This is a genomic window from Ensifer adhaerens (assembly GCF_002940685.1).
GTDB classification, from domain to species: domain Bacteria; phylum Pseudomonadota; class Alphaproteobacteria; order Rhizobiales; family Rhizobiaceae; genus Ensifer; species Ensifer adhaerens_E.
The window spans coordinates 256,846-280,080 of the sequence record NZ_PNFP01000008.1 but is presented as its reverse complement, the minus strand read 5'-3'; the positions used below and the strand labels follow the sequence as shown (position 1 = coordinate 280,080).

Here is a 23,235-nt window from a genome sequence, read left to right as displayed (position 1 = left end):
TAGTTTCCACCCGCGGAGATTCCGCTGCAGCGCAACTTGCGTTATGGGTAAATGATGAATCAGGTCGTCCGCTTCCTTCGCGCGACGCTGCGCTTGCTTAGCGTGATCGCGGTCGTTGCCCTCCTTCTCCTCGCGTTCGTGGGCTTCACGACACCTGGCGCTCGCCTCGTTGCCTGGGCGATCGAGAAATATGCGGCAACGCCTGACCAGATCGTGCGGATCGCCGATCCGAGCGCGCTGCTGACGGGCGAGTTTACGGCCGGAAGCATCACGCTGCTCGACGGTGAAGGTATTTATGCGGAGGTGCGCGACCTCAAGCTCAACTGGTCGCCGGCGGCCCTTCTCGCCTTCCGCTTCGAGGCCGCAGCGCTCTCGGCCGGCACGGTGCGCGTCGAACGCCTGCCGATCCCCTCCACCGAGACCAAGGAAGTCCGCTCGACCTTTGCGCTTCCCGTCGACGTCAAGATCGACGCGATCGACATGAAGGAAATCATCATCGGCAAGGCGATAGCAGGCGAAGACCAGTTCCTGACCGCCAGCGGCAAGATCGACGCCACCAACGAAAGCATCGCCCTTGGGCTCGCTGCCGCCCAGCGCGACCGGCCGGAGGCCCGCGCGGTCGCCGATATCGTCTTCAATCCGGCGGGCAACGAACTGAAGCTCGAAGCAACCGTGGACGAGCCCGCAAACGGCGTATTGGCAAAGCTTCTTCGCCTGCCCAACGAACCCTCGGTCAACATCAAGCTGACCGGCGAAGGCCCTCTTTCCGACTGGGCGGGCAGCGCCACGGCAGCACTCGACGGCAGCGAAATCCTCAAGCTCGGCGGTCGCCACGTCCAGACGCCTGACGGAATGCATCGGCTGACCGTCGACGGCGGCGGTGGCTTCGGCGCGCTGATGCCCCCGGCGCTGCGCCCGATGTTTAAGGGCGAGACCAGGATCGACATCGCCACCGCGTTCAACGACCAGGGGCTGGTTCAGGTCGACAAGGCGCATGTGACGACGGGCGCGCTCTCCTTTGCCGCCTTCGGCACCTATGACAGCAAGGGCGAGAACAACCTCAAGGCCAGGCTCGCCGGCACCAACGGCGCGATCGACTTCCGCTGGCCGCTGCAGAAGGGCGAAGCGCAGGCCAAGGTCAATGCCGTTGACCTGTCGCTGATCGGCGACGCGCAGGCCGCCAATCTTGACATCGCCGCGGACGTCGCCTCGGTGGCGCTGCCGGACGTGGCGCTCGGCGCAGTCAAGCTTTCGGCGCGTAGCGACCGCTTCAATCTCCAGGCACAGTCCGGCCCGGTGAAGGCCGTGATCGAGGTGGGCGAGGCCGGCTTCAACGACGCCAACCTTGCGCGCCTGGTCCAGGTGCCGCTGAAGATTGACGCCAACCTGTCGGTGACGAAGGAAAACATCGCCTTCAATCCGGTGACGATCGAAAGCCCCGGCATCGGCGGCTCGCTCACCGGCGCCTTCTATCGCGACGAGAACACGGTTTCCGCCGCCTTCAAGCTCTTTGCCGTTCCAGGCGCCCTGCCGCCGGCGGCCGCGGCGAAGTTCGACGGCACGATCGCACTCTCGGGCGAGGTGAAGACGGCAAGCGACGGCAGCGTCACCGTCGAGGGTCTCGACCTCAAGTCGAGCACGATCGAGGCGGCCGGCACCGTTGCTCTGGCGGAGAGCAACCTGACGGCCGATCTCAAGGGCACCCTGCCCGATCTCGGCAAGCTGCTTGCCGACGCCAAGGGCAAGGCCGAGTTCACCGCCGCCGTGACCGGCCCGCTTTCGGAACTCGGCATCAAGGCCGAGCTGACCTCGAGCGGCGCGACATTGGCCGGGCGCACGCTCAGCGACCTCAACGTCAAGGCCGACGCCAAGGCCAACCCTTCGAGCCCGCAGGCAAGCCTGACGGCAACCGGCGCGCTCGACGGCCAGGCGATCGACGTCAAGGCTGACGTCGTCTCCAAGGATGGCCGCACCGCCATTCCGGTACTTGAAGCCCGAATCGGCGAGAACAAGCTGACCGGGGCGATCAATTTTACTCCCGATTTCAAGCCGGACGGCACGATCGATTTCAACCTGCCCGATCTCGGTCTCTTGGCGGCCATGGCCGGGCAGAAAGCCTCCGGCGACCTCAACGGCTCGGCCGCCATCAAGACCGAAAACGGCATCACCTCCGTCGTGGTCAAGGCCGGCGGCAGCGGCATCAAGCGCGATGCGCTGACGATCTCCAGGCCCACCGCCGACATCACCATCGCCGATGTTGCGGCCCTTGCGATCAAGGGCACCGTCCGCGCCGAAACCATCGCGCAGGGCGAAAACCGGGTTTCCGGACTTGCCGTCGATTTTACCCAGCAGGCCGGCCGCACCGGCTTTGCCGTCGACGGCAAGTATGACGGCGGCCCGCTGACCGCCAAGGGCGATCTCACCAGTGCCAAGGGCCGCACCGAAATCCGCCTCGCATCCTTTGGCGCGACGCCGAAGGGCATCCCGCTGAAGCTGGCGCAGCCGACGACGATCGTCATCGAGAACGGCATCGTCCGCCTCAACGGACTGACGATCCAGGCCTCGAAGGGCACCGTCGCCGTCAACGGCACCGCCGGCGAAAAACTCGACCTCACGGCCAAGCTCAATGCGCTTCCCGCAGCACTCGTCAACGCCTTTGCACCTGGTCTCGGCGCCGAGGGCACGATCGCCGGCACCGTCGATGTCGACGGTGCAGCGTCCGCGCCCGTGGTCGCCTACGATCTGAAATGGTCGGGCGCCTCGCTCGCCGCAGCGCGTACGGCCGGCGTCGCCGCCTTCGACGTCACCGCCAACGGCAGGTTCGCCAACAACAAGGTCACGCTCGACACGACGCTTTCGGGCGCCGGTGGCCTTTCCTTCAAGGGCGGCGGCACTGTCGATATCGGCGGCAACATGCCGATCGCGATGAAATTCAACGGCAACGTTCCCTTCGCCCTCATCGCCAACCTGATGGCGGAAAAGGGCTTTACGCTCACGGGCCAGGCAAACGTCGACGTCGCGATTTCCGGCTCGGCCAAGACGCCGCAGATCGCCGGCACGATCACGACGTCGGGCGGCCGCCTCGTCGACGTGCGCCGCAACCTGGCGCTCAACAACCTGACCGCCAATATCGCGCTCGACGGCAAGCAGGCGACGATCTCCAAGCTCTCGGCCAATCTCGCGACCGGCGGCTCGGTCGAGGCGTCAGGCACGGTCGGCACCGTACCCGGCTCCGGCTTCCCGGCCAACCTGACGATCAAGCTGAACAATGCAACCTACGTCGACGGCACGCTGTTCAACGCCAACCTTGCCGGTGAATTGACGCTCACCGGCCCCCTGGTCTCGACCCCAACTCTCGGCGGCAAGGTCACGATCCGCAAGGCATCGATCACCATTCCGGAGAAGCTGCCGACCTCACTGTCTGCGATCGACATCAAGCACAAGAATGCGCCGCCCAAGGTGCAGAGGATGGTCAAGGACCTGCGCAAGGACGAGGTCCCGGCCGCCGGCGCCAATGCCAGCGGTGTCATCGCCTTCGATCTCGGCGTCAACGCCCAACAGGTCTTCGTGCGCGGTCGCGGCATCGACGCGGAACTCGGTGGCAATCTGACGATCCGCGGCACCGCCGTGCAGCCGATCGTGTCCGGCGGCTTCGAAATGCGTCGCGGGCGCCTCGAAATTCTCGGCAAGCGCCTGACCTTCACCGACGGCAATATCGGCTTTGGCGGCGACCTCATCCCGACGCTCGATCTCAAGGCAACGTCCAGCGTCGGCGCGACCACCATCACCGTCTCGGTCGCGGGTCTCGCCAACAATCCGCAGATCGCCTTCTCCTCGTCGCCGGCCCTGCCCCAGGACGAGATCCTGGCGCAGCTGATCTTCAACCGGTCGCTGTCGAACCTGTCGGCCTTCCAGATCGCCCAGCTTGCCTCCGCGGTCAGCCAGCTCGCCGGCGGCGGCTCGACGTCGCTGCTCGACGGCCTGCGCAACAAGCTCGGCGTCGACGATCTCGACGTCACCACCGACGAGAACGGCGGCGCTTCCGTGCGCGCCGGCAAATATCTCAACGACCGCACCTATATCGAACTGCAGCAGGGCTCCGATTCCGCCTCCAGCAAGGCGGTCATCAACCTCGATGTCGGCAAGGGCGTGAAGCTCAAGGGATCGGCGGCCGGCGACGGCTCGGCCTCCGGCGGCGTCTTCTTCGAAAAGGAATATTGAGCGGCAGCCGGCGAATACCGCCGGCTCCGCTCCGCGGGAGCGAGAAAACCCGCGGACCGATCGCGATCCGCGGGTTCATTTCGACGATGACCCGTCTCGGCGGCCAGGTCCGCCACGGCCTTCAGCCACGCCCGGCGCTTTAAGTTCTTGAATCAGGCCTGTCGTCAGCGCAACCCGCTGCGCGTTCCTGCACGACCTGCGTCACGCCCAGCCATTCTCTGAAACCAACGAAGCCTCCCGGCGCGGACGCGTCTGCTCGTAACGGCGCCATGCGCCGGCGTCGGGTGACAGGCCGGTCATCCCGGTGTCCCTCGCAAGCACGACGAGTTCGTCGATCGAGACGGCGTCGCCGCGCTCGATCTTCCGAAGAGCGGCATCGATCAAGGACAGGCTGTGGTCGACGCGGTCGCGCAAGTCCGAGAACGCCGACTGCTGGACGGCCAGCGTTTGCCCGAGAGCAGGCGGGGTGCCGGCAAGCATTTCGGTAATCCGGGTGAGGCTGAGGCCAAGCCGCCTCAAGGCCAGGATTTCCGTCAGCCGCGCAATTTCGACGGCACCGTAGAGGCGCCATTTCTGCTCCGTCCGCCGCGGCGTTATCAGGCCACGATCCTCATAGACCTTGAGGGCGCGGATGGTGAGGCCGAGACGGTCGGCGCATTCGGCCGCCAACAGCAGTTCATTGTGGTTCACGCCCATGCGCACCTCCTCGAAACACGTTCAAAGGATGACCTTGCGGTCGGCCCGAGCGGTCTTTGCGAAGTTTTGACGGAGATTTGGCGAAGACGTGCGATGAAAGGCGCTCTGGCGGCACGCGCAGTCGAAACTTGCGGAAACAATCCGTGGAATTGCCACTTTGCCAAACCTACATCGGCATCGGCGCGCGACCGCGCCCCCTTTGTTTCATTCATTTTTCAGGTGGTTGTCTTGCCTTCTTCTTTTCCGCATCCCGAACTGCCCGACCCGTTCCGTCCCCTTGTCGCCGGCTATCAATGGAACCGTGATTTGCTCGGGCAATCCGACTCGAGCATCTTTCTGTTGAAGGCGCCGGACCGCCCCATGCTGGTGCTGAAGGTCGAGGAAGCCGGTCCGTTCAGCGAATTCGTCGACGAGGCGGCGCGGCTTGATTGGCTGGCGTCCAAGGGCATGCCCTGTCCGCGCGTGATCGCCCGCGCCTTCGACGCGGAAACGAACTGGCTGCTGCTGCAAGCGGTCGAAGGCACGGACCTTGCCTCCGCGACGCTGTCGCCCAAGGACCAGATCGTCATCCTCGCGGACGCACTGAAGCGACTGCATGCACTCGATGTCGCCACCTGCCCCTTTGATCACCGGGTCGAAAAGCGCATCGCCATCGCGAAGGCGCGCACCTGCGCCGGCGTGATCGATGAAAGCGACTTCGACGAAACGCGGCTCGGCCGCACGGCAGCAGATCTCTTTGCCGAACTGCAGGCCCGCAAGCCCCAGGCCGACACGCTCGTCGTCACCCACGGCGACGCCTGCCTGCCGAATATCATCGAGAAGAACGGCCGGTTTTCCGGCTTCATCGATTGCAGCCGCCTGGGTGTCGCCGACCCCTGTCAGGACATCGCGCTCGCCTGCCGCAGCATCGCCTACAATCTCGGTGAGGAATGGGTACAGCCGTTTCTCACGCGCTACGGCGTCGACAAGGATGACCCCAAGAAACGCGATTTCTACTGCCTGCTCGACGAGTTCTTCTGATCGCCTGTTGGCAAGCGGCACCCCTCCCCGCTCGGCTACGCGTGCAACGAAAGGCCCGCAACGCCTCAGGCGGCGTTGCGGGCCTCGATGCTCAGATCGACGATATCGGCGTCTTCGATCGCGTTGAATAGGGCCCATATATGGCCGAAGGGATCGATGAAGGCGCCGACGCGGTCGCCCGTCGACAGGGTTTCGGCCGCATTGCGAAGGCTCGCCCCGGCGCCGATCGCGCGGCCGATGACACGATCGACGTCGCGCACATGCAGCTCCAGGATCACCGCCGTCGTGCCGAGCGCATGCGGCGAGCGCGGCCCGCCGAGCTTGGGCTCCGCGTCGCGGCGCGGATTGGCCCCGGCAATCCGGAACACCGATTCCCCAATCCTCAGATCCGCACTCGTCAAAATGCCGCTCGGCCATTCATGCCGCTGCAGAAGCTCGGCGCCCAGCGCCTCGCGGTAAAAGGCGATGGCGCGATCCTCGTCGCCATGCCTGACAAACAGCTTCACACAGATCTGCCGATCGGCAAGCCTGCCGCCATTGGCAACCATGACATCCTCCATCTTGGGTGAGGCGGCCATCATAGCGAAACATTAGAACAAAGCAAGAACAATTCGACTCCGAGCCGTGATTTCGCCACCGGTTGAGGACCCGGCAAAAGACTAGAACGCGCCGGTCATCTTGCTGGTTTTCAACAGGATATTCGTCTCGGTAACAGTGATGCCGTCGATCAGGCGGATGCGCCGCAGCGTCTCGTCGAAGGAGACGAGATCGCGGTCTTCCAGTTCGGCGATGAAGTCCCAGCGGCCATTCGTGCTGTGCAGCGCCTTGACCTGCGGCAGGCCGCGCAAATGTTCCGCGACGCGATCGGCCATCTTGCCGTGCACCTCGATCATGACGACCGCGCGCACACCGGATGTCGGAATTTCCGCGCCGGTGCGGATCGTGAAGGCGGCGATCGTGCCATTGGCCACCAACCTGTCGATGCGGGCCGCGACGGTCGCCCGCGACACACCGGTCATTTCCGATAGCGTCGAAACGGGAATGCGCGCATTCTGGCGCAGTGCGCTGATGAGCGCCTGGTCGAGATCATCCATAGTCTGTCACTTTGTAAAATCGGACTTATCAATCTGTCGATTTTAGCTCGCTAATCGGCAGTTTTCCATCTTTTTGCCGACGCCCATTTTCGCCATAATCTGCGCGATCCCAACCGGGAACATGTCGGAATTATCTTTAGGAAGGAATCGGGCGGACATGACGACCATCACGCTGATCGGCGCACCCATCGAGGAAGGTTCTGGACGGCGCGGCGCGGCCATGGGCCCAACGGCCCTGCGCATCGCCGGCATCGACACGGTGCTGCGCGACCTCGGCCACACGGTTCACGACGACGGCGACGTCAAACCGCTTCCGGCGCGCGATCTCGCCAACCACCCGGGCGCCAACAACCTGCAGATCGTCGCAGCCTTCGCGCGCGCACTGCATGATTCCGTGCACGACACCGTGCGCAAGGGCCACTTCCCGATCATCCTCGGCGGTGACCACGCGCTCTCGATGGGCAGCGTATCCGGCATGGCGCGCTACGCCGCCGATGTCAGCCGGCCGCTCTTCGTGCTCTGGCTCGACGCGCATGCCGATTTCAACTCGCCGTCGACGTCGCCCTCCGGCAACATGCACGGCATGCCGGTTGCCTATTTCTGCGGCCAGGCCGAGTTCGCCCCGATCCTGCCCGCCGACCGTCCGCTCGTCGATCCGAAGAAGGTCTTCCAGGTCGGCATCCGCTCGGTCGACGACCGCGAACGCGAAGAGATCTCAGAACATGGCGTGCGCGTCTATGACATGCGCGCTGTCGATGAACTCGGCATGGCCCATATCATGCGCCAGATCCTCGAAGAGGTTCGCGCCGCAAACGGCCTGCTGCACGTGAGCCTCGACGTCGACTTCATGGATCCGGAACTGGCCCCCGGTGTCGGCACCACCGTTCCGGGCGGCGCCACCTTCCGCGAAGCGCACCTGATCATGGAAATGCTCTGGGAAAGCGACCTCGTGTCCTCGCTCGACGTCGTCGAGCTCAACCCCTTCCTCGACGACCGTGGCAAGAGCGCGCGCGTCCTGGTCGAACTGACGGCAAGCCTCTTTGGCCGCCGCGTGCTCGACCGGCCGACCCGCAGCGCCTGAGACCCTGCAATTCCTTGAAACGAACTGGTTTCAAGGAAAAATTATGCAGAAAATCAAAGTGCTACAGCGACCCTTGCGCGTCTGATCAGACGCGCGGCGCTGTAGAAGACAAACGGAGGATCATGCATGAACACGACGGCAGCCCTGATCGAAACCGAATACCGGCTCGGCGCCCATAACTACAAGCCGCTCGACGTGGTGCTCTCGCGCGGCGAAGGCGTCTATGTCTGGGACATGGAGGGCAATCGCTACCTCGATTGCCTTTCGGCCTATTCCGCCGTCAACCAGGGCCACTGCCATCCGAAGATCCTGAAGGCGATGATGGAACAGGCGCAGAAGCTGACGCTGACCTCGCGCGCCTTCCGCAACGACCAGCTGGCGCATTTCTACGAAGAGATCGCGGCGCTGACCGGCTCGCACAAGGTGCTGCCGATGAACTCCGGCGCCGAAGCGGTCGAGACCGCCGTCAAGGCGGTGCGCAAGTGGGGCTACGAGGTCAAGGGCGTCGCCGAGAACAAGGCCGAGATCATCGTCTGCTCGAACAACTTCCATGGCCGCACCATGGGCATCGTCGGCTTCTCGACCGATCCGGACGCCCGCACCGGCTTCGGCCCGTTTGCTCCGGGCTTCCGGGTCGTGCCCTTCGGTGACATCGATGCCTTCCGCGCTGCAATCAACGAAAACACCGTCGCCTTCCTCGTCGAGCCGATCCAGGGCGAGGCCGGCGTCATCGTCCCGCCGGCAGGCTACTTCACGACGGTGCGCGAACTCTGCACCAAACACGGCATCACGCTGATCCTCGACGAGATCCAGACCGGCCTTGGCCGCACCGGCAAGCTGCTTGCCGAAGAGCATGAGGCGATCGAGGCCGACGTGACGCTGATCGGGAAGGCGCTGTCCGGCGGCTTCTATCCGGTCTCGGCCGTGCTCTCCAACTCGGAAGTGCTCGGCGTGCTGAAGCCCGGCCAGCATGGCTCGACCTTCGGCGGCAACCCGCTCGCCTGCGCCATCGCCCGCGCGGCGCTGAAGGCGCTGACCGAAGAAGGCATGATCGAAAACTCGGCTAAGATGGGCGAGCGCTTCCAGAAGGGCCTCACCGACATCCGCTCCAACATCATCAAGGAAGTCCGCGGCCGCGGCCTGATGCTGGCCGTCGAGCTGGTGCCGGAAGCCGGTGGCGCGCGCAAGTACTGCGAAGCCCTGAAGGAGCGCGGCATCCTTGCCAAGGACACCCATGGCGACACGATCCGCATCGCGCCGCCGCTGGTCATCACCGCCGATCAGGTCGACTGGGCGGTCGAGCACTTTGCGGCGGTTCTCGCCTCCGCCTGATCTGAGATCGTTTCCGCCCCGGGTCTCTCTCGGGGCGGATCCTTCGTAAGCATTTGCAAAAGCAAGTCTTAACGAATCCCGGCCTATAGTCCTTTCCCAAAGCGCAAAGCGGTTCCTCCGCGCATGATGCAGCTGCGCCCCGCCGGATGTGATCGGCGGATTGTAAAGATCTCTCCTCGACGGATCATTGGCCGCGCCTCACGCGCCGGCAGCCATATGGAGAGATCTGGAGTTTGGCGGTGTCGCGCCCAGAGGCGTCGACCGGAAAGCTGGAAGGACCTTCGATGACAAGCACACTCAGGACGGCCGGTTTCGACGGCGAGACGCTGGAAATCATTGCGTTCCGCCTCCACGACCAGGAATTCTGCGTCAAGACGACGACGATCCGCGAAATCCGCGGCTGGGCGCCCTCGACGCCGATCCCGCATTCGCCGCCGGAAGTGATCGGCGTCATGAACCTGCGCGGCACGGTGATCCCGATCATCGATCTCGCCCACAAGCTCGGCATGAAATCGACGACCGCCAACGAGCGCAGCGCCATCGTCGTCGCCGAGGTGCACAACATGGTGATCGGTCTCGTCGTCGACCGCGTGTCGGATATCCTCACGGTCCAGGGCAGCCAGGTTCAGCCGGTGCCGGAAGTGACGGCGTCTTTCGACAAGAGCTTCGCCGAAGGCATCATCGCCAATGAGACCGGCATGATCTGCTTCCTCAATCTTGCCCGCATGTTCAAGGAACGCGAGGTCGAGGAACTCGCCGCCTAAAGCAACCGGCAAGCGACAATCAAGGCCGTTCCACGTATCGTGGGGCGGCTTTTTTGTTGGTTATTTGCCCAGTCAACGGGCAATACTTTAGAAAAACAGGAGGAACTAATTCAACTAAAATTGGATATATGAGTTTTTACAACTGAGATTTGATAGTTGCTATTTTAACACCTGCTTAATAGTCATGTCACTAACCTAGATTGTATCAACACGGCGCCTTGGGCATGAAGCCCGGTAGTTCGAACTCCTTCACGAAGCACGAAAGCGCTGACCGGATTGGGCCGGCGCAGGACGACCAGACATTATTCGGGTTGCCGGTATTTGTCCTAGTCCGGGAGTTGCGCCGCTCTGGCCCCGCAAGCCCTGTCAAATGAGGCACGAAGCCCCGGCTTAAGCCAAACAAACGAGATCAGAGGGTTACCATGTTCGCTCTCGGAAAAATTGCAGACGCGAGCCAGATCATCGCCGCGCTTTCGAAGTCGCAGGCCATCATCCAGTTCGACCTGACCGGCAATATCCTCACCGCCAATGAGAACTTCTGCGCCGCTATCGGCTACAGCCTCCAGGAAATCGTCGGCCAGCATCACCGCATGTTCTGCTCCGCCGACTACGCCCAGACGCAGGAGTACCGCGACTTCTGGGCCCGGCTCGGCCGCGGCGAATTCGATGCCAATGCCTACAAGCGCATCGCCAAGGGCGGCCGCGAAATCTGGATCCAGGCGAGCTACAACCCCGTCACCCGCAACGGCAAGCCCTACAAGGTGGTCAAGTTCGCAACCGACATCACCGCCGCCAAGGCAAGGGCCACGGAAGATGCCGGCAAGCTCGACGCGATCTCCCGCTCCCAGGCGGTGATCGAGTTCACGCCATCGGGCGAGATCCTGACGGCGAACGAAAATTTCTGCGCCGCACTCGGCTACAGCCTCCAGGAAATCCAGGGCAAGCATCACAGCATGTTCTGCGAGCCGAACTACGCCCGCACAGCCGAATATGCCGACTTCTGGAAACGCTTGGCCGCCGGCGAGTTCTTCTCCAACGAGTTCGTACGCTACGGCAAGGGCGGCAAGGAGATCTGGATCCAGGCGGCCTACAACCCGATCCGCGACTTCAGCGGCAAGGTCTACAAGGTCGTCAAGTTCGCGACCGATGTCAGCGAGCGCATGAGCGCCATCAACAACCTCGGCGCCGGCCTGAGGGCGCTCGCCGAAGGCGATCTGACGCGAAACCTCGACACGCCTTTCGTGCCGAGCATGGAAGCGGTGCGCACCGACTTCAACGATGCCACCGCCAAGCTGCGTGGGGCGATGCGAACCGTCGGCGACAATGCCAGTGCGATCGCCTCCGGCGCCCGCGAGATCCGGGCCGCTGCCGACGACCTGTCGAAGCGCACGGAACAGCAGGCGGCGTCGGTGGAAGAGACCGCAGCAGCGCTCGACGAGATCACCACGACCGTATCGGACTCCAGCCGCCGCGCCGAGGAGGCCGGCGGCCTGGTCGCCAAGACCAAGACCGGCGCCGAACGCTCCGGCAAGGTGGTCAAGAGCGCCATCGACGCGATGGGCCAGATCGAGCAATCGTCCCGCGAAATCTCCAACATCATCGGCGTCATCGACGACATCGCCTTCCAGACGAACCTCCTGGCGCTCAATGCCGGCGTCGAGGCGGCGCGAGCCGGTGAAGCCGGCAAGGGCTTCGCCGTCGTCGCCCAGGAAGTGCGCGAGCTTGCGCAACGCTCCGCCAGTGCCGCCAAAGATATCAAGGCGCTGATCGGCACCTCCACCGAACACGTCAAGAACGGCGTGTCGCTGGTCGGCCAGACGGGGGCGGCGCTCGAAGAAATCCTCGTCCAGGTCCAGGAAATCAACGGCAACGTCGCCGCGATCGTCGAGGCCGCACGAGAACAATCGACCGGTCTCAAGGAGATCAACCAGGCGGTCAACTCGATGGACCAGGCGACGCAGCAGAACGCCGCCATGGTCGAAGAGAGCACGGCGGCAAGCCACGCCATGGCCCGCGAGGCGGAAGCCCTGCACGAGCTGCTCCGCCAGTTCCGCTACGGCGAGCAGGCCCAGATCATCGACGCGAGCCGTCACCTCGACGATCGCACGCAACCATCACGCCTGCACGCAACCGCCCGCGCCATGCGCGGCGGTGGGCGAACAAGCCTCGCTGCGGCGCCGGCCGCGGATGGCTGGCAGAATTTCTGAGCGCACATCCCTGCACCCCGCGCTCGGGAATGGGGAAGGCGGCGACCGGTAGCCGCCTTCCCTTAAATCTTTTCAGAGGACCTGCTTGTCGAGAAATACGCCGTCTCGGCGACTTTTAGAGAAGCTGCGTCGGTTTGATGAAGCCGGTCAAGCCGCTTCCGGACGCTTGATCTTCGCGGCCGCCTCCAGCACCAGCGGCGTCAGCCCTTCCCCGCCATTGTCGATGTGCTCGAACAATTTGCGCCGCATGCGCGGTTCCCAATACTTGTTGATATGGGTGGCGACGCCCTGCGCCGCCTCGCTCTCAGGCTGGCTCTTGAAGAAGGTGGCGATCTGGTTCGCCATGTAGATCAGCTTGGCGTTGGTGTTGTCATGCGACATCGACGGCGGCTCCGGACTTGATGCGTTCGGCATGGGTGAAAATCTCGAACTCGTCACCGCGCACGAGCGCGATCAGCGTCATGCCCGCAGCGTCGGCTGTGCGGATGGCAAGCGCCGTCGGCGCCGAAATGGCGATGATCACGGGGCTGCCGACAACCGCCGTCTTCTGCACCATCTCGACGGACACCCGGCTGGTGACGACGACGGCGCCGGCGCTTCCCCTGAAACCGGCGCGCGCGGCGGCGCCCACCAGCTTGTCGAGTGCATTGTGGCGCCCGACATCCTCGCGCACGGCGATCAGGCCGCGGCCCGGCACGTAGAAGGCAGCGCCATGTACGGCGCGCGTTTCGAAATGCAGCGGCTGCTGGCCGTTGAGCAGCGCCACGGCCGCGACCACGTCCTCTTGCGAGAGCGTCAGCTTCGAGCCGGAAACATCCGGCGTCGGCCTGACCGCCTGCTCGATCGATTCGATGCCGCAAAGACCGCAGCCGACCGGCCCCGCCATGTGCCGCCGGCGCTGGCGCAGCATGTCGTTCTCTTCGTCGCGAAGCACGATCTGCAGGTCGATGCCGAGATTGCCTGCGATTGTTTCCGAGACGATCTCGACCGATTCGATCTGGTCGGGATCGGTGATGATGCCCTCGGTCAGGCTGAAGCCGACGGCAAAATCCTCGAGATCACCGGGCGTGGCCATCATCACCGCATGGGTCGAGCCGCCATAGCTGAAGGCAACCGGCGTTTCCTCCGGCACGGCGCGCGAGCCGTCCCGAAGTGCACCGTTGCGGCGAGCCGCCTCGGGAACGGTCTTGGATGTCCTAAACGTCGCCATGACCGGTCGCAGCCCGAACCATCACTCCGCCGCCTCCAGCTTGCCGGAAATCCGGCGCGACTGGCGGGCCTGTTCGTCGTAGTCCACCTGCCAGTCCGAAGGACCGTTCGACGGCATCACCTGTACCGCGGTCACCTTGTATTCCGGGCAGTTGGTCGCCCAGTCGGAAAAGTCTGTCGTGATGACGTTCGCCTGTGTCGTCGGGTGGTGGAAGGTGGTGTAGACGACACCGGGCGCCACGCGATCGGTGATCAGCGAACGAAGGGTCGTCTCGCCGGCGCGGCTCGCAAGCCGGATCCAGTCGCCGTCGCGGATGCCGCGCTGTTCGGCGTCGTGTGGATGGATCTCCAGCCGGTCCTCCGCATGCCAGACGACGTTGTCCGTGCGCCGTGTCTGGGCGCCGACATTGTACTGGCTGAGGATGCGGCCGGTGGTGAGAAGCAGCGGGAAGCGCGGGCCGGTGCGTTCGTCGGTCGCCACATATTCGGTGCGGATGAACTTGCCCTTGCCGCGCACGAAGCCGTCGACATGCATGATCGGCGAACCCTCGGGATGCTTCTCGTTGCAGGGCCACTGCACCGAGCCCATCTTGTCGAGATAGTCGTAGGAAACGAGCGCGAAGCTCGGTGTCGTCGCGGCGATCTCGTCCATGATCTCGGAGGGGTGGCGGTAGTTCCAGTTGAGGCCCATGGCCTGGGCGAGCTTCTGCGTGACCTCCCAGTCGGCATAGCCGTTCTTCGGCGTCATCACCTTGCGCACCCGGTTGATGCGGCGCTCGGCGTTGGTGAAGGTGCCGTCCTTTTCAAGGAAGGTCGAACCCGGCAGGAAGACATGCGCGTAGTTCGCGGTCTCGTTGAGGAAGAGGTCGTGCACGACGACGCATTCCATCGCGGCAAGGCCGGCGGCCACATGCTTGGTGTCCGGGTCGGACTGAAGGATGTCTTCACCCTGGATGTAGATGCCCTTGAAAGTGCCGTCGACGGCGGCATCGAGCATGTTGGGGATGCGCAGGCCCGGCTCGTTGGAGATCGCCACGCCCCAGAGCTTCTCGAAGGTCTCGCGGGTCGCGTCGTCGGAGATGTGGCGATAGCCCGGCAGCTCGTGCGGGAACGAGCCCATGTCGCAGGAACCCTGCACATTGTTCTGGCCGCGCAGCGGGTTCACGCCGACGCCCGGCCGGCCTATATTGCCGGTGACCATGGCGAGGTTGGCGATCGCCATGACCGTCGTCGAGCCCTGGCTGTGCTCGGTGACGCCGAGGCCGTAATAGATCGCGCCGTTGCCGCCGGTGGCATAGAGCCGGGCCGCACCGCGCACGAGATCGGCGGGCACGCCGGTATAGGCTTCGGTCGCCTCCGGGCTGTGATAGGGCTCTGCGACGAAGGCCGCCCAATCCTCGTATTCCGACCAGTCGCAGCGCTCGCGGATAAACTTCTCGTTGGCGAGCCCTTCGGTGACGATCACATGCGCAATCGACGTCAGGATCGCAACGTTGGTGCCGGGCTTGAGCGGCAGATGATAGGCGGCTTCCACATGCGCAGAGCGCACGATGTCGGTGCGGCGCGGATCGATGACGATCAGCTTGGCGCCTTCGCGCAAGCGCTTCTTCAGTCGCGACCCGAAGACCGGATGGCCGTCGGTCGGGTTGGCGCCGATGATGACGGCAACGTCGGTGAACTCGACACTGTCGAAGTTCTGCGTACCGGCCGACGTGCCGAAGGCCTGGCCGAGACCGTAGCCGGTCGGCGAGTGACAGACGCGGGCGCAGGTGTCGACATTGTTGTTGCCGAAGCCGGCGCGCACCAGCTTCTGCACCAGATAGGTCTCTTCATTGGTGCAGCGCGACGAGGTGATGCCGCCGACGGAATCGCGGCCATACTGGTACTGGATCCGCCGGAATTCCGAGGCCACGTGCGCATAGGCCTCCTCCCAGGTGACTTCGCGCCAGGGATCGGAGATCTTCTCGCGGATCATCGGGTTGAGGATGCGGTCCTTGTGGTTGGAATAGCCATAGGCAAACCGGCCCTTGACGCAGGAATGACCGCGGTTGGCCTGGCCGTCCTTCCACGGCACCATGCGCACCAGTTCCTCGCCGCGCATCTCGGCCTTGAACGAGCAGCCGACGCCGCAATAGGCGCAGGTCGTCACTTCGGAATGTTCCGGCTGGCCGATCTCGATCACCGACTTTTCGATGAGCGTCGCGGTCGGGCAGGCCTGGACGCAGGCGCCGCAGGAGACGCATTCCGACGACATGAAGTCTTCGGCCATGCCGGCCGACACGCGGCTGTCGAAGCCACGGCCGCCGATCGTCAGCGCGAAGGTGCCCTGCACTTCTTCGCAGGCGCGCACACAACGCGAGCAGACGATGCATTTGGCCGGATCATAGGTGAAGTAAGGATTGGACTCGTCCTTCGGCATCCATTTGGCGTTGATCCCGCCATTGTTGCGCGCCGTGACGTGGTTGTCGCCATCATAGCCGTAGCGCACGTCGCGCAGGCCGACGGCACCGGCCATGTCCTGCAGCTCGCAATCGCCATTGGCAGCGCAGGTCAGGCAGTCGAGCGGATGGTCGGAAATATAGAGCTCCATCACCCCACGGCGCACGTCCTTCAGCCGCGGCGTCTGGGTCGAGACCTCGATGCCGGCCGCAACCGGCGTCGTGCAGGAGGCCGGCATGCCGGCGCGTCCCTTGATCTCGACCAGACAGAGCCGGCAGGAGCCGAAAGCATCCATCATGTCCGAGGCGCAGAGCTTCGGCACCTCGATGCCGGCATCCATCGCCGCGCGCATGATCGAGGTACCCTCTGGCACCGTGACCTCGCGCCCGTCGATGGTCAGTGTCACCAGCTTTTCGGACTTCGAAGCAGGAGTGCCGTAGTCGATTTCATGAATGAGAGACATGGTCTTCTTCCTCACTCCGCCGCTTCAACGCGCGGTGCCGGCTGAAAGTCATCCGGGAAATGGGTCATGGCGCTCATGACCGGATAGGGCGTAAAGCCGCCAAGGGCGCAGAGCGAACCGAACTTCATCGTATTGCAGAGATCGGCGAGCAGTTCGCGGTTCTTCTCGGGCTCGATGCCCGCCGCGATCTTGTCGGCGACCTCGACACCGCGGGTCGAACCGATGCGGCAGGGCGTGCACTTGCCGCAGCTTTCGACGGCGCAGAACTCCATGGCAAAGCGTGCCTGGTGCAGCATGTCGACGGTGTCGTCGAAAACGACGATGCCGGCATGGCCGATGAGACCGTCACGCGCGGCAAAGGCTTCGTAGTCGAACGGCGTGTCGAACAGCGCCCGCGGAAAATAAGCGCCGAGCGGGCCGCCGACCTGAACGGCCTTGACCGGCCGGCCACTCGCCGTACCGCCGCCGATATGATCGATGATCTCGCCGAGCGCGAGACCGAAGGCGGTTTCGAACAGGCCCGCATGCTTGATATTGCCGGCGATCTGGATCGGGATGGTGCCGCGCGACCGGCCCATGCCGAAGTCGCGATAATAGGCAGCGCCCTTGTCCATGATGATGGGGACGGAGGCGAGCGAGATCACGTTGTTGATCACGGTCGGACAGTCGAAGAGGCCCTTGTGGGCCGGAAGCGGCGGCTTGGCACGCACGATGCCGCGCTTGCCTTCGAGGCTGTTCAGAAGCGCCGTTTCCTCGCCGCAGACATAGGCGCCGGCGCCCTCGCGCACCTCCATGTCGAAGGCGCGGCCGGAGCCGAGCACCGAAGGCCCGAGCACGCCGGCCTTGCGCGCGATCTCGATTGCCTCGGCCATCGCCGCGATCGCATGCGGATATTCGGAGCGGGTATAGATGAAGCCCTTGGTGGCGCCGGTCGCGATGCCCGCGATCGCCATGCCCTCGATCAGCACGAAGGGGTCACCCTCCATGATCATCCGGTCGGCGAAAGTGCCGCTGTCGCCCTCGTCGGCGTTGCAGACGATGTACTTGCGCGCGCCCGCCGCCTCGAGCACCGTCTTCCATTTGATACCGGTCGGGAAGCCCGCGCCGCCGCGACCGCGAAGCCCGCTCTCGGTCACCTGGGCGACGATCGCCTCCGGCGCCATGGCGATGGCGTTGCGCAGCCCGGTTAGCCCGCCATGGGCCTGGTAGTCGTCGAGCGACAGCGGATCGATGATGCCGCAACGCGCGAAGGTCAGCCGCGTCTGCTGCTTGAGGAAGGGGATCTCCTCGGTCTTGCCGAGACAGAGGGCGTGATCGCCGCCCTCGAGCAGGCCGGCGTCGAGCAGCGAGGTGACGTCCCTGGCCCTGACCGGGCCATAGGCGATACGGCCATCAGCCGTTTCCACCTCGACCAGCGGCTCCAGCCAGTGCATGCCGCGCGAGCCGTTGCGCACGATCGTGGCGTCGAGGCCGCGCGCGCCGATCGCCTCGGCCATCGCCTTGGCAACCTTCTCGGCACCGAGCGCAATCGCCGCCGCATCACGTGGGATATAGATCTTCACCGTCATCGCCGCGCCTCCTGAACGAGTGCTTCGAGGTCAGTGGCATCGAGCCTAGCATGCACCTCTCCGTCGAGCATCGCGGAGGGTGCGCAGGAACAGAGCCCGAGACAGTAGACCGGCTCCAGCGTCACAGCCCCATCCGGCGTCGTCTGATGGAAATCGATGCCGAGCAGCCGCTTGGCGCGCTCGGCGAGCTGATCGCCGCCCATCGACTGGCAGGCTTCGGCCCGACAGAGCTTCAGCACATGACGCCCGGCCGGGTGCTCGCGGAAGTCATGGTAGAACGTCATCACCCCGTAGACTTCGGCGCGCGACAGATTGAGTTCACGCGCAATGACGGGAAGACAGTCCTGCGGCACATAGCCGAACTCTTGCTGAAGTTCGTGCAGGATCGGCAGCAGGGGCCCTTCGAGCGCTTTGAGCTCCTCGACAATGGCCAGCGTGGTTTCCGCGATATCGGTGCGCGGCTGATGGATGTTCAACAGGAGCCCTCCCGGCTCGTAGACTGGATGGGCAAGGCCCGAAACGGGCGACCGATCCAGCCGACTATATTTCCTGACGGAGGCCGTTCCTCGGCGGTCTCCGGCCATGATCAAAAAAGCTTCGCGCTTATGGCCCTGAGGGTCAATAAGGCTGTTCCGTCGGTCGATAGAAAAAATCTATTGAGCCTGATTTCGCTCGCCGAGAATGCGTGCCTCGTGCAAGAGAGCCGAGACCAGCGGCGTAAACGGCTCACGATGCGTCGCGACCAGACCAACCGTGTGGCGGGCATCCGGATCGACGATCGGGATCATCCGGATATCTTCATGAAAGCCGAATGATTTCGCGACGTTGAATGGCATGATGCTGGCCCAGCGGCCGGTGCGCACATGCGAAAAAAGCACGATCATCGAATTCGATTCGAGCGTCGGCTTGGCGACGACTCCGGCTTCCGAAAAATGCTGGTTGACGATGCGGCGGTTCTGCATATCGGCCGTCAATAGACAAAGCCGAACGTCGCTAACCTCTTTCCAGGTCACGCTTTCCCGCTCCGAAAGCGGCGTTCCGGCGGCGGTGACGAGGTGATAGCGCTCGACCTGGAGCGGTACGCTGGTCACCCGGCCGAGCGGCTCGTTCTCCAGATAGGTGAGGCCCGCATCGATCTCGAGATTTTCGAGCAGCGCCAGGATTTGCACCGATGTGGTTGAGAGCACGGAAAAGGTAACGTCAGGATGCTTTTCCTGGAACGGCGCCGTCAGCATCGGCACCATCGCGAGCGTCGTCGGCACCGCCGCCAGCCGGATATGGCCGGAAAGCCCCTTGCGCGCCGCCCGCATCTCCTCGCGCATGGTGCGGGCATCGCCGACGATGCGGCGCGCCCATTCGAGCACGCGCTGGCCCTCGGGCGTCAACCCCTGGAAGCGCGACCCCCGGCTGACGAGCATGACGCCGAGCTGGTCCTCGAGCTGGCGGATGGCCGCCGACAGCGTCGGCTGCGTCACCCCGCACTCCTCCGCGGCCCGGCCGAAGTGCCGTTCACGTGCAAGAACGAGGAACATTTCCAGCTTGTCGATCATGTCCGGCCTTCAGCTATTGTGGCTCTGCCCCTCTCCTCGGGTTTAACCCGAGGACTAACCCTCTCCCCGCTTGCGGGGCGAGGGGACGTGGCGCTTCGCGAGGTCGCCCCTTCATGACGCAGGCCCCGAATGGAGTGGGGACGCGAGCGGGCGCTGCAGCCTTCCTTCTCCCCGCAGGCGGGGAGAAGGTGCCGGCAGGCGGATGAGGGGCAGCCGACTTCATCTACCGCTCAAGCGATCAGCTGCCCGCCGTTCACCTCCAGCACCTGGCCAGTGATGTAGCCCGACAGCGCATGCGAAGCGAGGAAGAGATAGGCGGGCGCGCAATCTTCCGCTGTTCCCAGCCGCCCGAGCGGAATGGTCTTGCGGGTCGCCTCCAGTTTTTCCGGGGACGAGTAGCGTTCATGGAACTCGGTGGTAATGGTGCCCGGCGAAACGCAGTTGACGCGGATACCATCCGGCGCAAGCTCGCGCGCCAAAGCCTTGGAATAGGTGGCGACGAAGGCCTTGGTCGCCGAGTAGATCGACGATCCGGCGCTGCCGCCGGTAACAGCCGAGATCGAGACCGTGTTGACGATCGCTGGATGCGTACCCTTGCGCAGCAGCGGCAGCATCGCGCGCGTCATTTCGACGACCGCGGTCTGATTGAGCTGCACGACGGTCTGATATTGTTCATCGGTCAATTCCGCCGCGGGGAAGCGACCGACCATCGTGCCGGCATTGTTGATGAGGATATCGATGGCATCGAACTGGCCCCTGATCACCTCGGCCAGCCCCTCGACGCCGCCGGGTGCGAGAAAGTCTGCCGTCACCACATGCGCCCGGCCTTCCGTCGCCGCAGATTCGAGAAAATCGGGCAAATCGCCGATCGATCGGCCGGCATGGACGAGCACATGCGCACCGCAATCCAGAAACTGCCGGGCGACCTCCAGCCCGATGCCGCGGCCGGCACCGGTGACCACAACGGTCATGCCCTTGAACAAGGCCGGATGAAACATGTCTTTTCCCTCTTCATTCTGAACGCAGGTTCGCCCATCGGCGAAACGAATGCAACGCGCGCCGATACCCTGGCCTCGTTGCGAAAGCGATTTCGTCACAAACGCCGATTCTGAAATTGCACGGCTTTCGTTTTTGCATATTATGAACCAAAACGAAAATGGGGAGGATGAAATGTATCTGACGGGTCGGCAGGCGGAGATCCTGGAGCTGGCAAAAATCGAAGGCCGCGTGCTCGTCGAGGAACTGGCGCAGCGCTTTTCCGTCACTCCGCAGACCATCCGAAAGGACCTGAACGATCTCTGCGACGCCAAGGTTTTGAACCGCATTCACGGCGGCGCGATCTTTCCGAGCGGCAAGGAAAACGTCAAATACGACGCCCGCCGGCAGATCGCAGCACCGGAGAAACAGGCAATCGGCAAGGCGGCTGCCGAGCTCATCCCCGACAACGCCTCGCTGTTCATCAATATCGGTACCACCACCGAAGCGGTGGGCGAGGCCCTGCTCGACCACAAGGAACTGATGGTCATCACCAACAACATCAACGTCGCCAACCGCTTACGCGTCTTCCCGTCGATCGAGGTGGTGATAACCGGCGGCGTCGTGCGCGGCTCGGATGGCGGCATCGTCGGTGAGGCCGCCGTCGACTTCATCAAGCAGTTCAAGGTCGATTTCGCCGTCATCGGCGCCTCGGCGATCGACCATGACGGCGCTCTTCTCGATTTCGACTTTCGCGAAGTGAAAGTCGCCCAGGCGATCATCGCCAATGCGCGCCATGTCATCCTGGTTTCCGACTCGACCAAGTTCGAAAGAACCGCGCCTGTTCGCATCGGCCATATCTCGCAGGTTCAGACCTTCATCACCGATCGCTGCACGCTCGAAAACGTCAGGAAAATCTGTGCCGAACAGGATGTTCGGCTGATCGAAACCGACGCCTGAAACGGGAGATTTAGCCACCCCTAAAGATTCGGGGAGCATTCGTTTGACATTCGATATGTTTTCGTTTTAACTGATTTCACTTTCGCTGATGCATCAATTTGTGCATCGCGAAATGTGGAGGGGAAACAGCAGTGTCAGAGCAGGCAATCTACGACGTCTTCGTCATCGGCGGCGGCATCAACGGATGCGGCATCGCGCGCGACGCGGTCGGCCGTGGGTACTCGGTCGCCCTGGCCGAAATGAACGATTTCGCCTCCGGCACGTCCTCCGGCTCCACCAAGCTCATCCATGGCGGCCTGCGTTATCTCGAGCATTACGAGTTCCGCCTCGTGCGCGAGGCGCTGATGGAGCGCGAAGTGCTCTGGGCGATGGCGCCGCACGTCATCTGGCCGATGCGCTTTGTGCTGCCCTATCACAAGGGTGGCCTGCGCCCGGCCTGGCTCATTCGCCTCGGTCTTTTCCTTTATGATCACATCGGCGGCCGCAAACTGCTGCCGGCCACGGCGACGCTGGACATGAACCGCGACCCCGCCGGCAAGCCGCTGAAGCGCCTGTTCAACAAGGCCTTCGAATATTCCGACGGCTGGGTTAACGATGCCCGCCTGGTCGTGCTCAATGCCCGCGATGCCGCCGATCGCGGCGCCGTCATCATGGCCCGCACCCGCGTCGTCTCGGCACGCCGCGACGGCGCCCTCTGGATCATCGAGACCGAAAACCAGGAAAACGGCGAGCGCAAGACGCTCAAGGCCCGCATGCTCATCAATGCCGCAGGCCCCTGGGTCGATGCCGTGCTCTCCGGTGCGCTCGGCAAGAACGACGTGCACAATGTCCGCCTCGTGCAGGGCAGCCATATCGTCGTGAAGAAGAAGTTCGATGACCCGCGCGCCTATTTCTTCCAGAATCCGGATGGCCGCATCATGTTCGCCATCCCTTACGAGGAAGACTTCACGCTGATCGGTACCACCGATCGCGACTACAAGGGCAATCCCGCCGATGTGCGCATCAGCGATGCCGAGGTCGACTATCTCTGCAAGGCGGCGAGCGAATATTTCCTCGAGCCGGTGACGAAGGGCGACATCGTCTGGACCTATTCGGCCGTGCGTCCGCTCTATGACGACGGCGCCAGCAAGGCGCAGGAAGCAACGCGCGACTACGTGCTGCGCATCGAAGGCGACACGGGTTCGGCCCCGCTGCTCAATGTCTTTGGCGGCAAGCTCACGACCTACCGCCGCCTCGGCGAATCCGCGCTTGAAAAGATCGGCGAAGCGATCGGCGTGAAAGGTTCGAAATGGACTGCCGGCTCCAGGCTACCGGGCGGCGATTTTCCGGCCCAGGGCTATGCCGACGAAGTGGCACGACTGCATAAGCAGTATCCCTTCCTTGCGCCCCAGCATGCCCGTCGCCTGGTGCGGCTTTACGGCACGCGCGCCGCAGCGCTTCTGGGTTCGGCGTCAAACGAGGCCGGTCTCGGCCACCATTTCGGCGCCGATCTCTACGAGGCCGAGGTCAAGTGGCTGATCACGCAGGAATGGGCACGGCACGCCGAGGACGTGCTGTGGCGCCGTACGAAACTGGGACTGAAGCTGACGCCCGGCGAGGCGGCGGCGCTGGAGGAATACATGCGAGGCGCGGCCAACGCAGCCGCCTAGGGTTGCT

The 23,235-nt window shown here is 63.8% G+C and carries 18 protein-coding genes; 8 read left to right on the top strand and 10 right to left on the bottom strand.

The annotated features are described in order from the left end of the window. Window positions 1-51 precede the first annotated feature (51 nt). Window positions 52-4,221: a translocation/assembly module TamB domain-containing protein gene (locus C1A35_RS17755; protein WP_234822901.1), complete on the top strand. Its 4,170-nt coding sequence runs from the start codon at window positions 52-54 to the stop codon at window positions 4,219-4,221. A gap of 201 nt (window positions 4,222-4,422) precedes the next feature. Here C1A35_RS17755 and C1A35_RS17750 read toward each other — a convergent pair whose 3' ends face one another. Next, a complete protein-coding gene (locus C1A35_RS17750) occupies window positions 4,423-4,917 on the bottom strand; it encodes a MerR family transcriptional regulator (protein WP_104665590.1) in 495 nt (164 codons plus the stop codon). A gap of 228 nt (window positions 4,918-5,145) precedes the next feature. Between C1A35_RS17750 and C1A35_RS17745 the strand changes: the two genes are divergently transcribed. Further along, complete coding sequence (locus C1A35_RS17745) at window positions 5,146-5,937, top strand: APH(3') family aminoglycoside O-phosphotransferase (RefSeq protein ID WP_234822900.1); 792 nt, start codon at window positions 5,146-5,148, stop codon at window positions 5,935-5,937. A 65-nt stretch (window positions 5,938-6,002) separates the two neighbouring features. Here C1A35_RS17745 and C1A35_RS17740 read toward each other — a convergent pair whose 3' ends face one another. Together C1A35_RS17740 and C1A35_RS17735 are read right to left on the bottom strand one after the other, a co-directional pair. Next, complete coding sequence (locus C1A35_RS17740; protein WP_104665588.1) at window positions 6,003-6,485, bottom strand: VOC family protein; 483 nt, start codon at window positions 6,483-6,485, stop codon at window positions 6,003-6,005. Window positions 6,486-6,596: 111 nt separating this feature from the next. Next, window positions 6,597-7,031, bottom strand: a complete 435-nt coding sequence (locus C1A35_RS17735) for an Lrp/AsnC family transcriptional regulator (protein WP_104665587.1) — start codon at window positions 7,029-7,031, stop codon at window positions 6,597-6,599. Window positions 7,032-7,188: 157 nt separating this feature from the next. On the opposite strand from C1A35_RS17735, the gene rocF reads away from it, so the two are divergent. The 4 genes from rocF to C1A35_RS17715 all read left to right on the top strand — a co-directional run bounded on the left by rocF (window position 7,189) and on the right by C1A35_RS17715 (window position 12,415). Beyond that, entirely contained in the window at window positions 7,189-8,112 is a 924-nt protein-coding gene (gene rocF, locus C1A35_RS17730; RefSeq protein ID WP_104665586.1) for an arginase, read from the top strand. Between the two features lie 126 nt (window positions 8,113-8,238). Next, window positions 8,239-9,444, top strand: a complete 1,206-nt coding sequence (gene rocD / locus C1A35_RS17725; protein ID WP_104665585.1) for an ornithine--oxo-acid transaminase — start codon at window positions 8,239-8,241, stop codon at window positions 9,442-9,444. Window positions 9,445-9,728: 284 nt separating this feature from the next. Continuing rightward, window positions 9,729-10,208 (top strand): chemotaxis protein CheW, encoded by a 480-nt coding sequence (locus C1A35_RS17720; protein WP_034803080.1) that lies wholly within the window; start codon window positions 9,729-9,731, stop codon window positions 10,206-10,208. 422 nt (window positions 10,209-10,630) lie between these two features. Next, the gene (locus tag C1A35_RS17715; protein ID WP_104665584.1) at window positions 10,631-12,415 is read left to right on the top strand and encodes a methyl-accepting chemotaxis protein; all 1,785 of its coding nucleotides are present in this window, start codon (window positions 10,631-10,633) and stop codon (window positions 12,413-12,415) included. A gap of 147 nt (window positions 12,416-12,562) precedes the next feature. Here the strand turns inward: C1A35_RS17715 and C1A35_RS17710 are convergent, their stop codons facing one another. The 7 genes from C1A35_RS17710 to C1A35_RS17680 all read right to left on the bottom strand — a co-directional run bounded on the left by C1A35_RS17710 (window position 12,563) and on the right by C1A35_RS17680 (window position 20,642). Then, a complete protein-coding gene (locus tag C1A35_RS17710) occupies window positions 12,563-12,796 on the bottom strand; it encodes a formate dehydrogenase subunit delta (RefSeq protein ID WP_034802422.1) in 234 nt (77 codons plus the stop codon). Continuing rightward, window positions 12,786-13,625 carry a formate dehydrogenase accessory sulfurtransferase FdhD gene (gene fdhD / locus C1A35_RS17705; RefSeq protein WP_104665583.1) on the bottom strand — a complete coding sequence of 280 codons (840 nt, stop codon included), beginning with the start codon at window positions 13,623-13,625 and terminating at the stop codon, window positions 12,786-12,788. Before fdhD ends, C1A35_RS17710 begins: the two co-directional genes overlap by 11 nt. A gap of 21 nt (window positions 13,626-13,646) precedes the next feature. After that, complete coding sequence (gene fdhF / locus C1A35_RS17700) at window positions 13,647-16,526, bottom strand: formate dehydrogenase subunit alpha (RefSeq protein WP_104665582.1); 2,880 nt, start codon at window positions 16,524-16,526, stop codon at window positions 13,647-13,649. Window positions 16,527-16,537: 11 nt separating this feature from the next. Then, a complete protein-coding gene (locus C1A35_RS17695; protein ID WP_104665581.1) occupies window positions 16,538-18,094 on the bottom strand; it encodes a formate dehydrogenase beta subunit in 1,557 nt (518 codons plus the stop codon). Then, window positions 18,091-18,570 (bottom strand): formate dehydrogenase subunit gamma, encoded by a 480-nt coding sequence (locus tag C1A35_RS17690; protein ID WP_104665580.1) that lies wholly within the window; start codon window positions 18,568-18,570, stop codon window positions 18,091-18,093. Before C1A35_RS17690 ends, C1A35_RS17695 begins: the two co-directional genes overlap by 4 nt. A 177-nt stretch (window positions 18,571-18,747) precedes the next feature. Next, window positions 18,748-19,644: a LysR family transcriptional regulator gene (locus tag C1A35_RS17685; protein WP_104665579.1), complete on the bottom strand. Its 897-nt coding sequence runs from the start codon at window positions 19,642-19,644 to the stop codon at window positions 18,748-18,750. A 230-nt stretch (window positions 19,645-19,874) separates the two neighbouring features. Continuing rightward, window positions 19,875-20,642 (bottom strand): SDR family NAD(P)-dependent oxidoreductase, encoded by a 768-nt coding sequence (locus C1A35_RS17680; RefSeq protein ID WP_104665578.1) that lies wholly within the window; start codon window positions 20,640-20,642, stop codon window positions 19,875-19,877. A 172-nt stretch (window positions 20,643-20,814) separates the two neighbouring features. Between C1A35_RS17680 and C1A35_RS17675 the strand changes: the two genes are divergently transcribed. Next, window positions 20,815-21,579, top strand: a complete 765-nt coding sequence (locus tag C1A35_RS17675; protein ID WP_104665577.1) for a DeoR/GlpR family DNA-binding transcription regulator — start codon at window positions 20,815-20,817, stop codon at window positions 21,577-21,579. A 131-nt stretch (window positions 21,580-21,710) separates the two neighbouring features. After that, complete coding sequence (gene glpD, locus C1A35_RS17670; RefSeq protein WP_104665576.1) at window positions 21,711-23,228, top strand: glycerol-3-phosphate dehydrogenase; 1,518 nt, start codon at window positions 21,711-21,713, stop codon at window positions 23,226-23,228. Window positions 23,229-23,235: the final 7 nt, after the last annotated feature.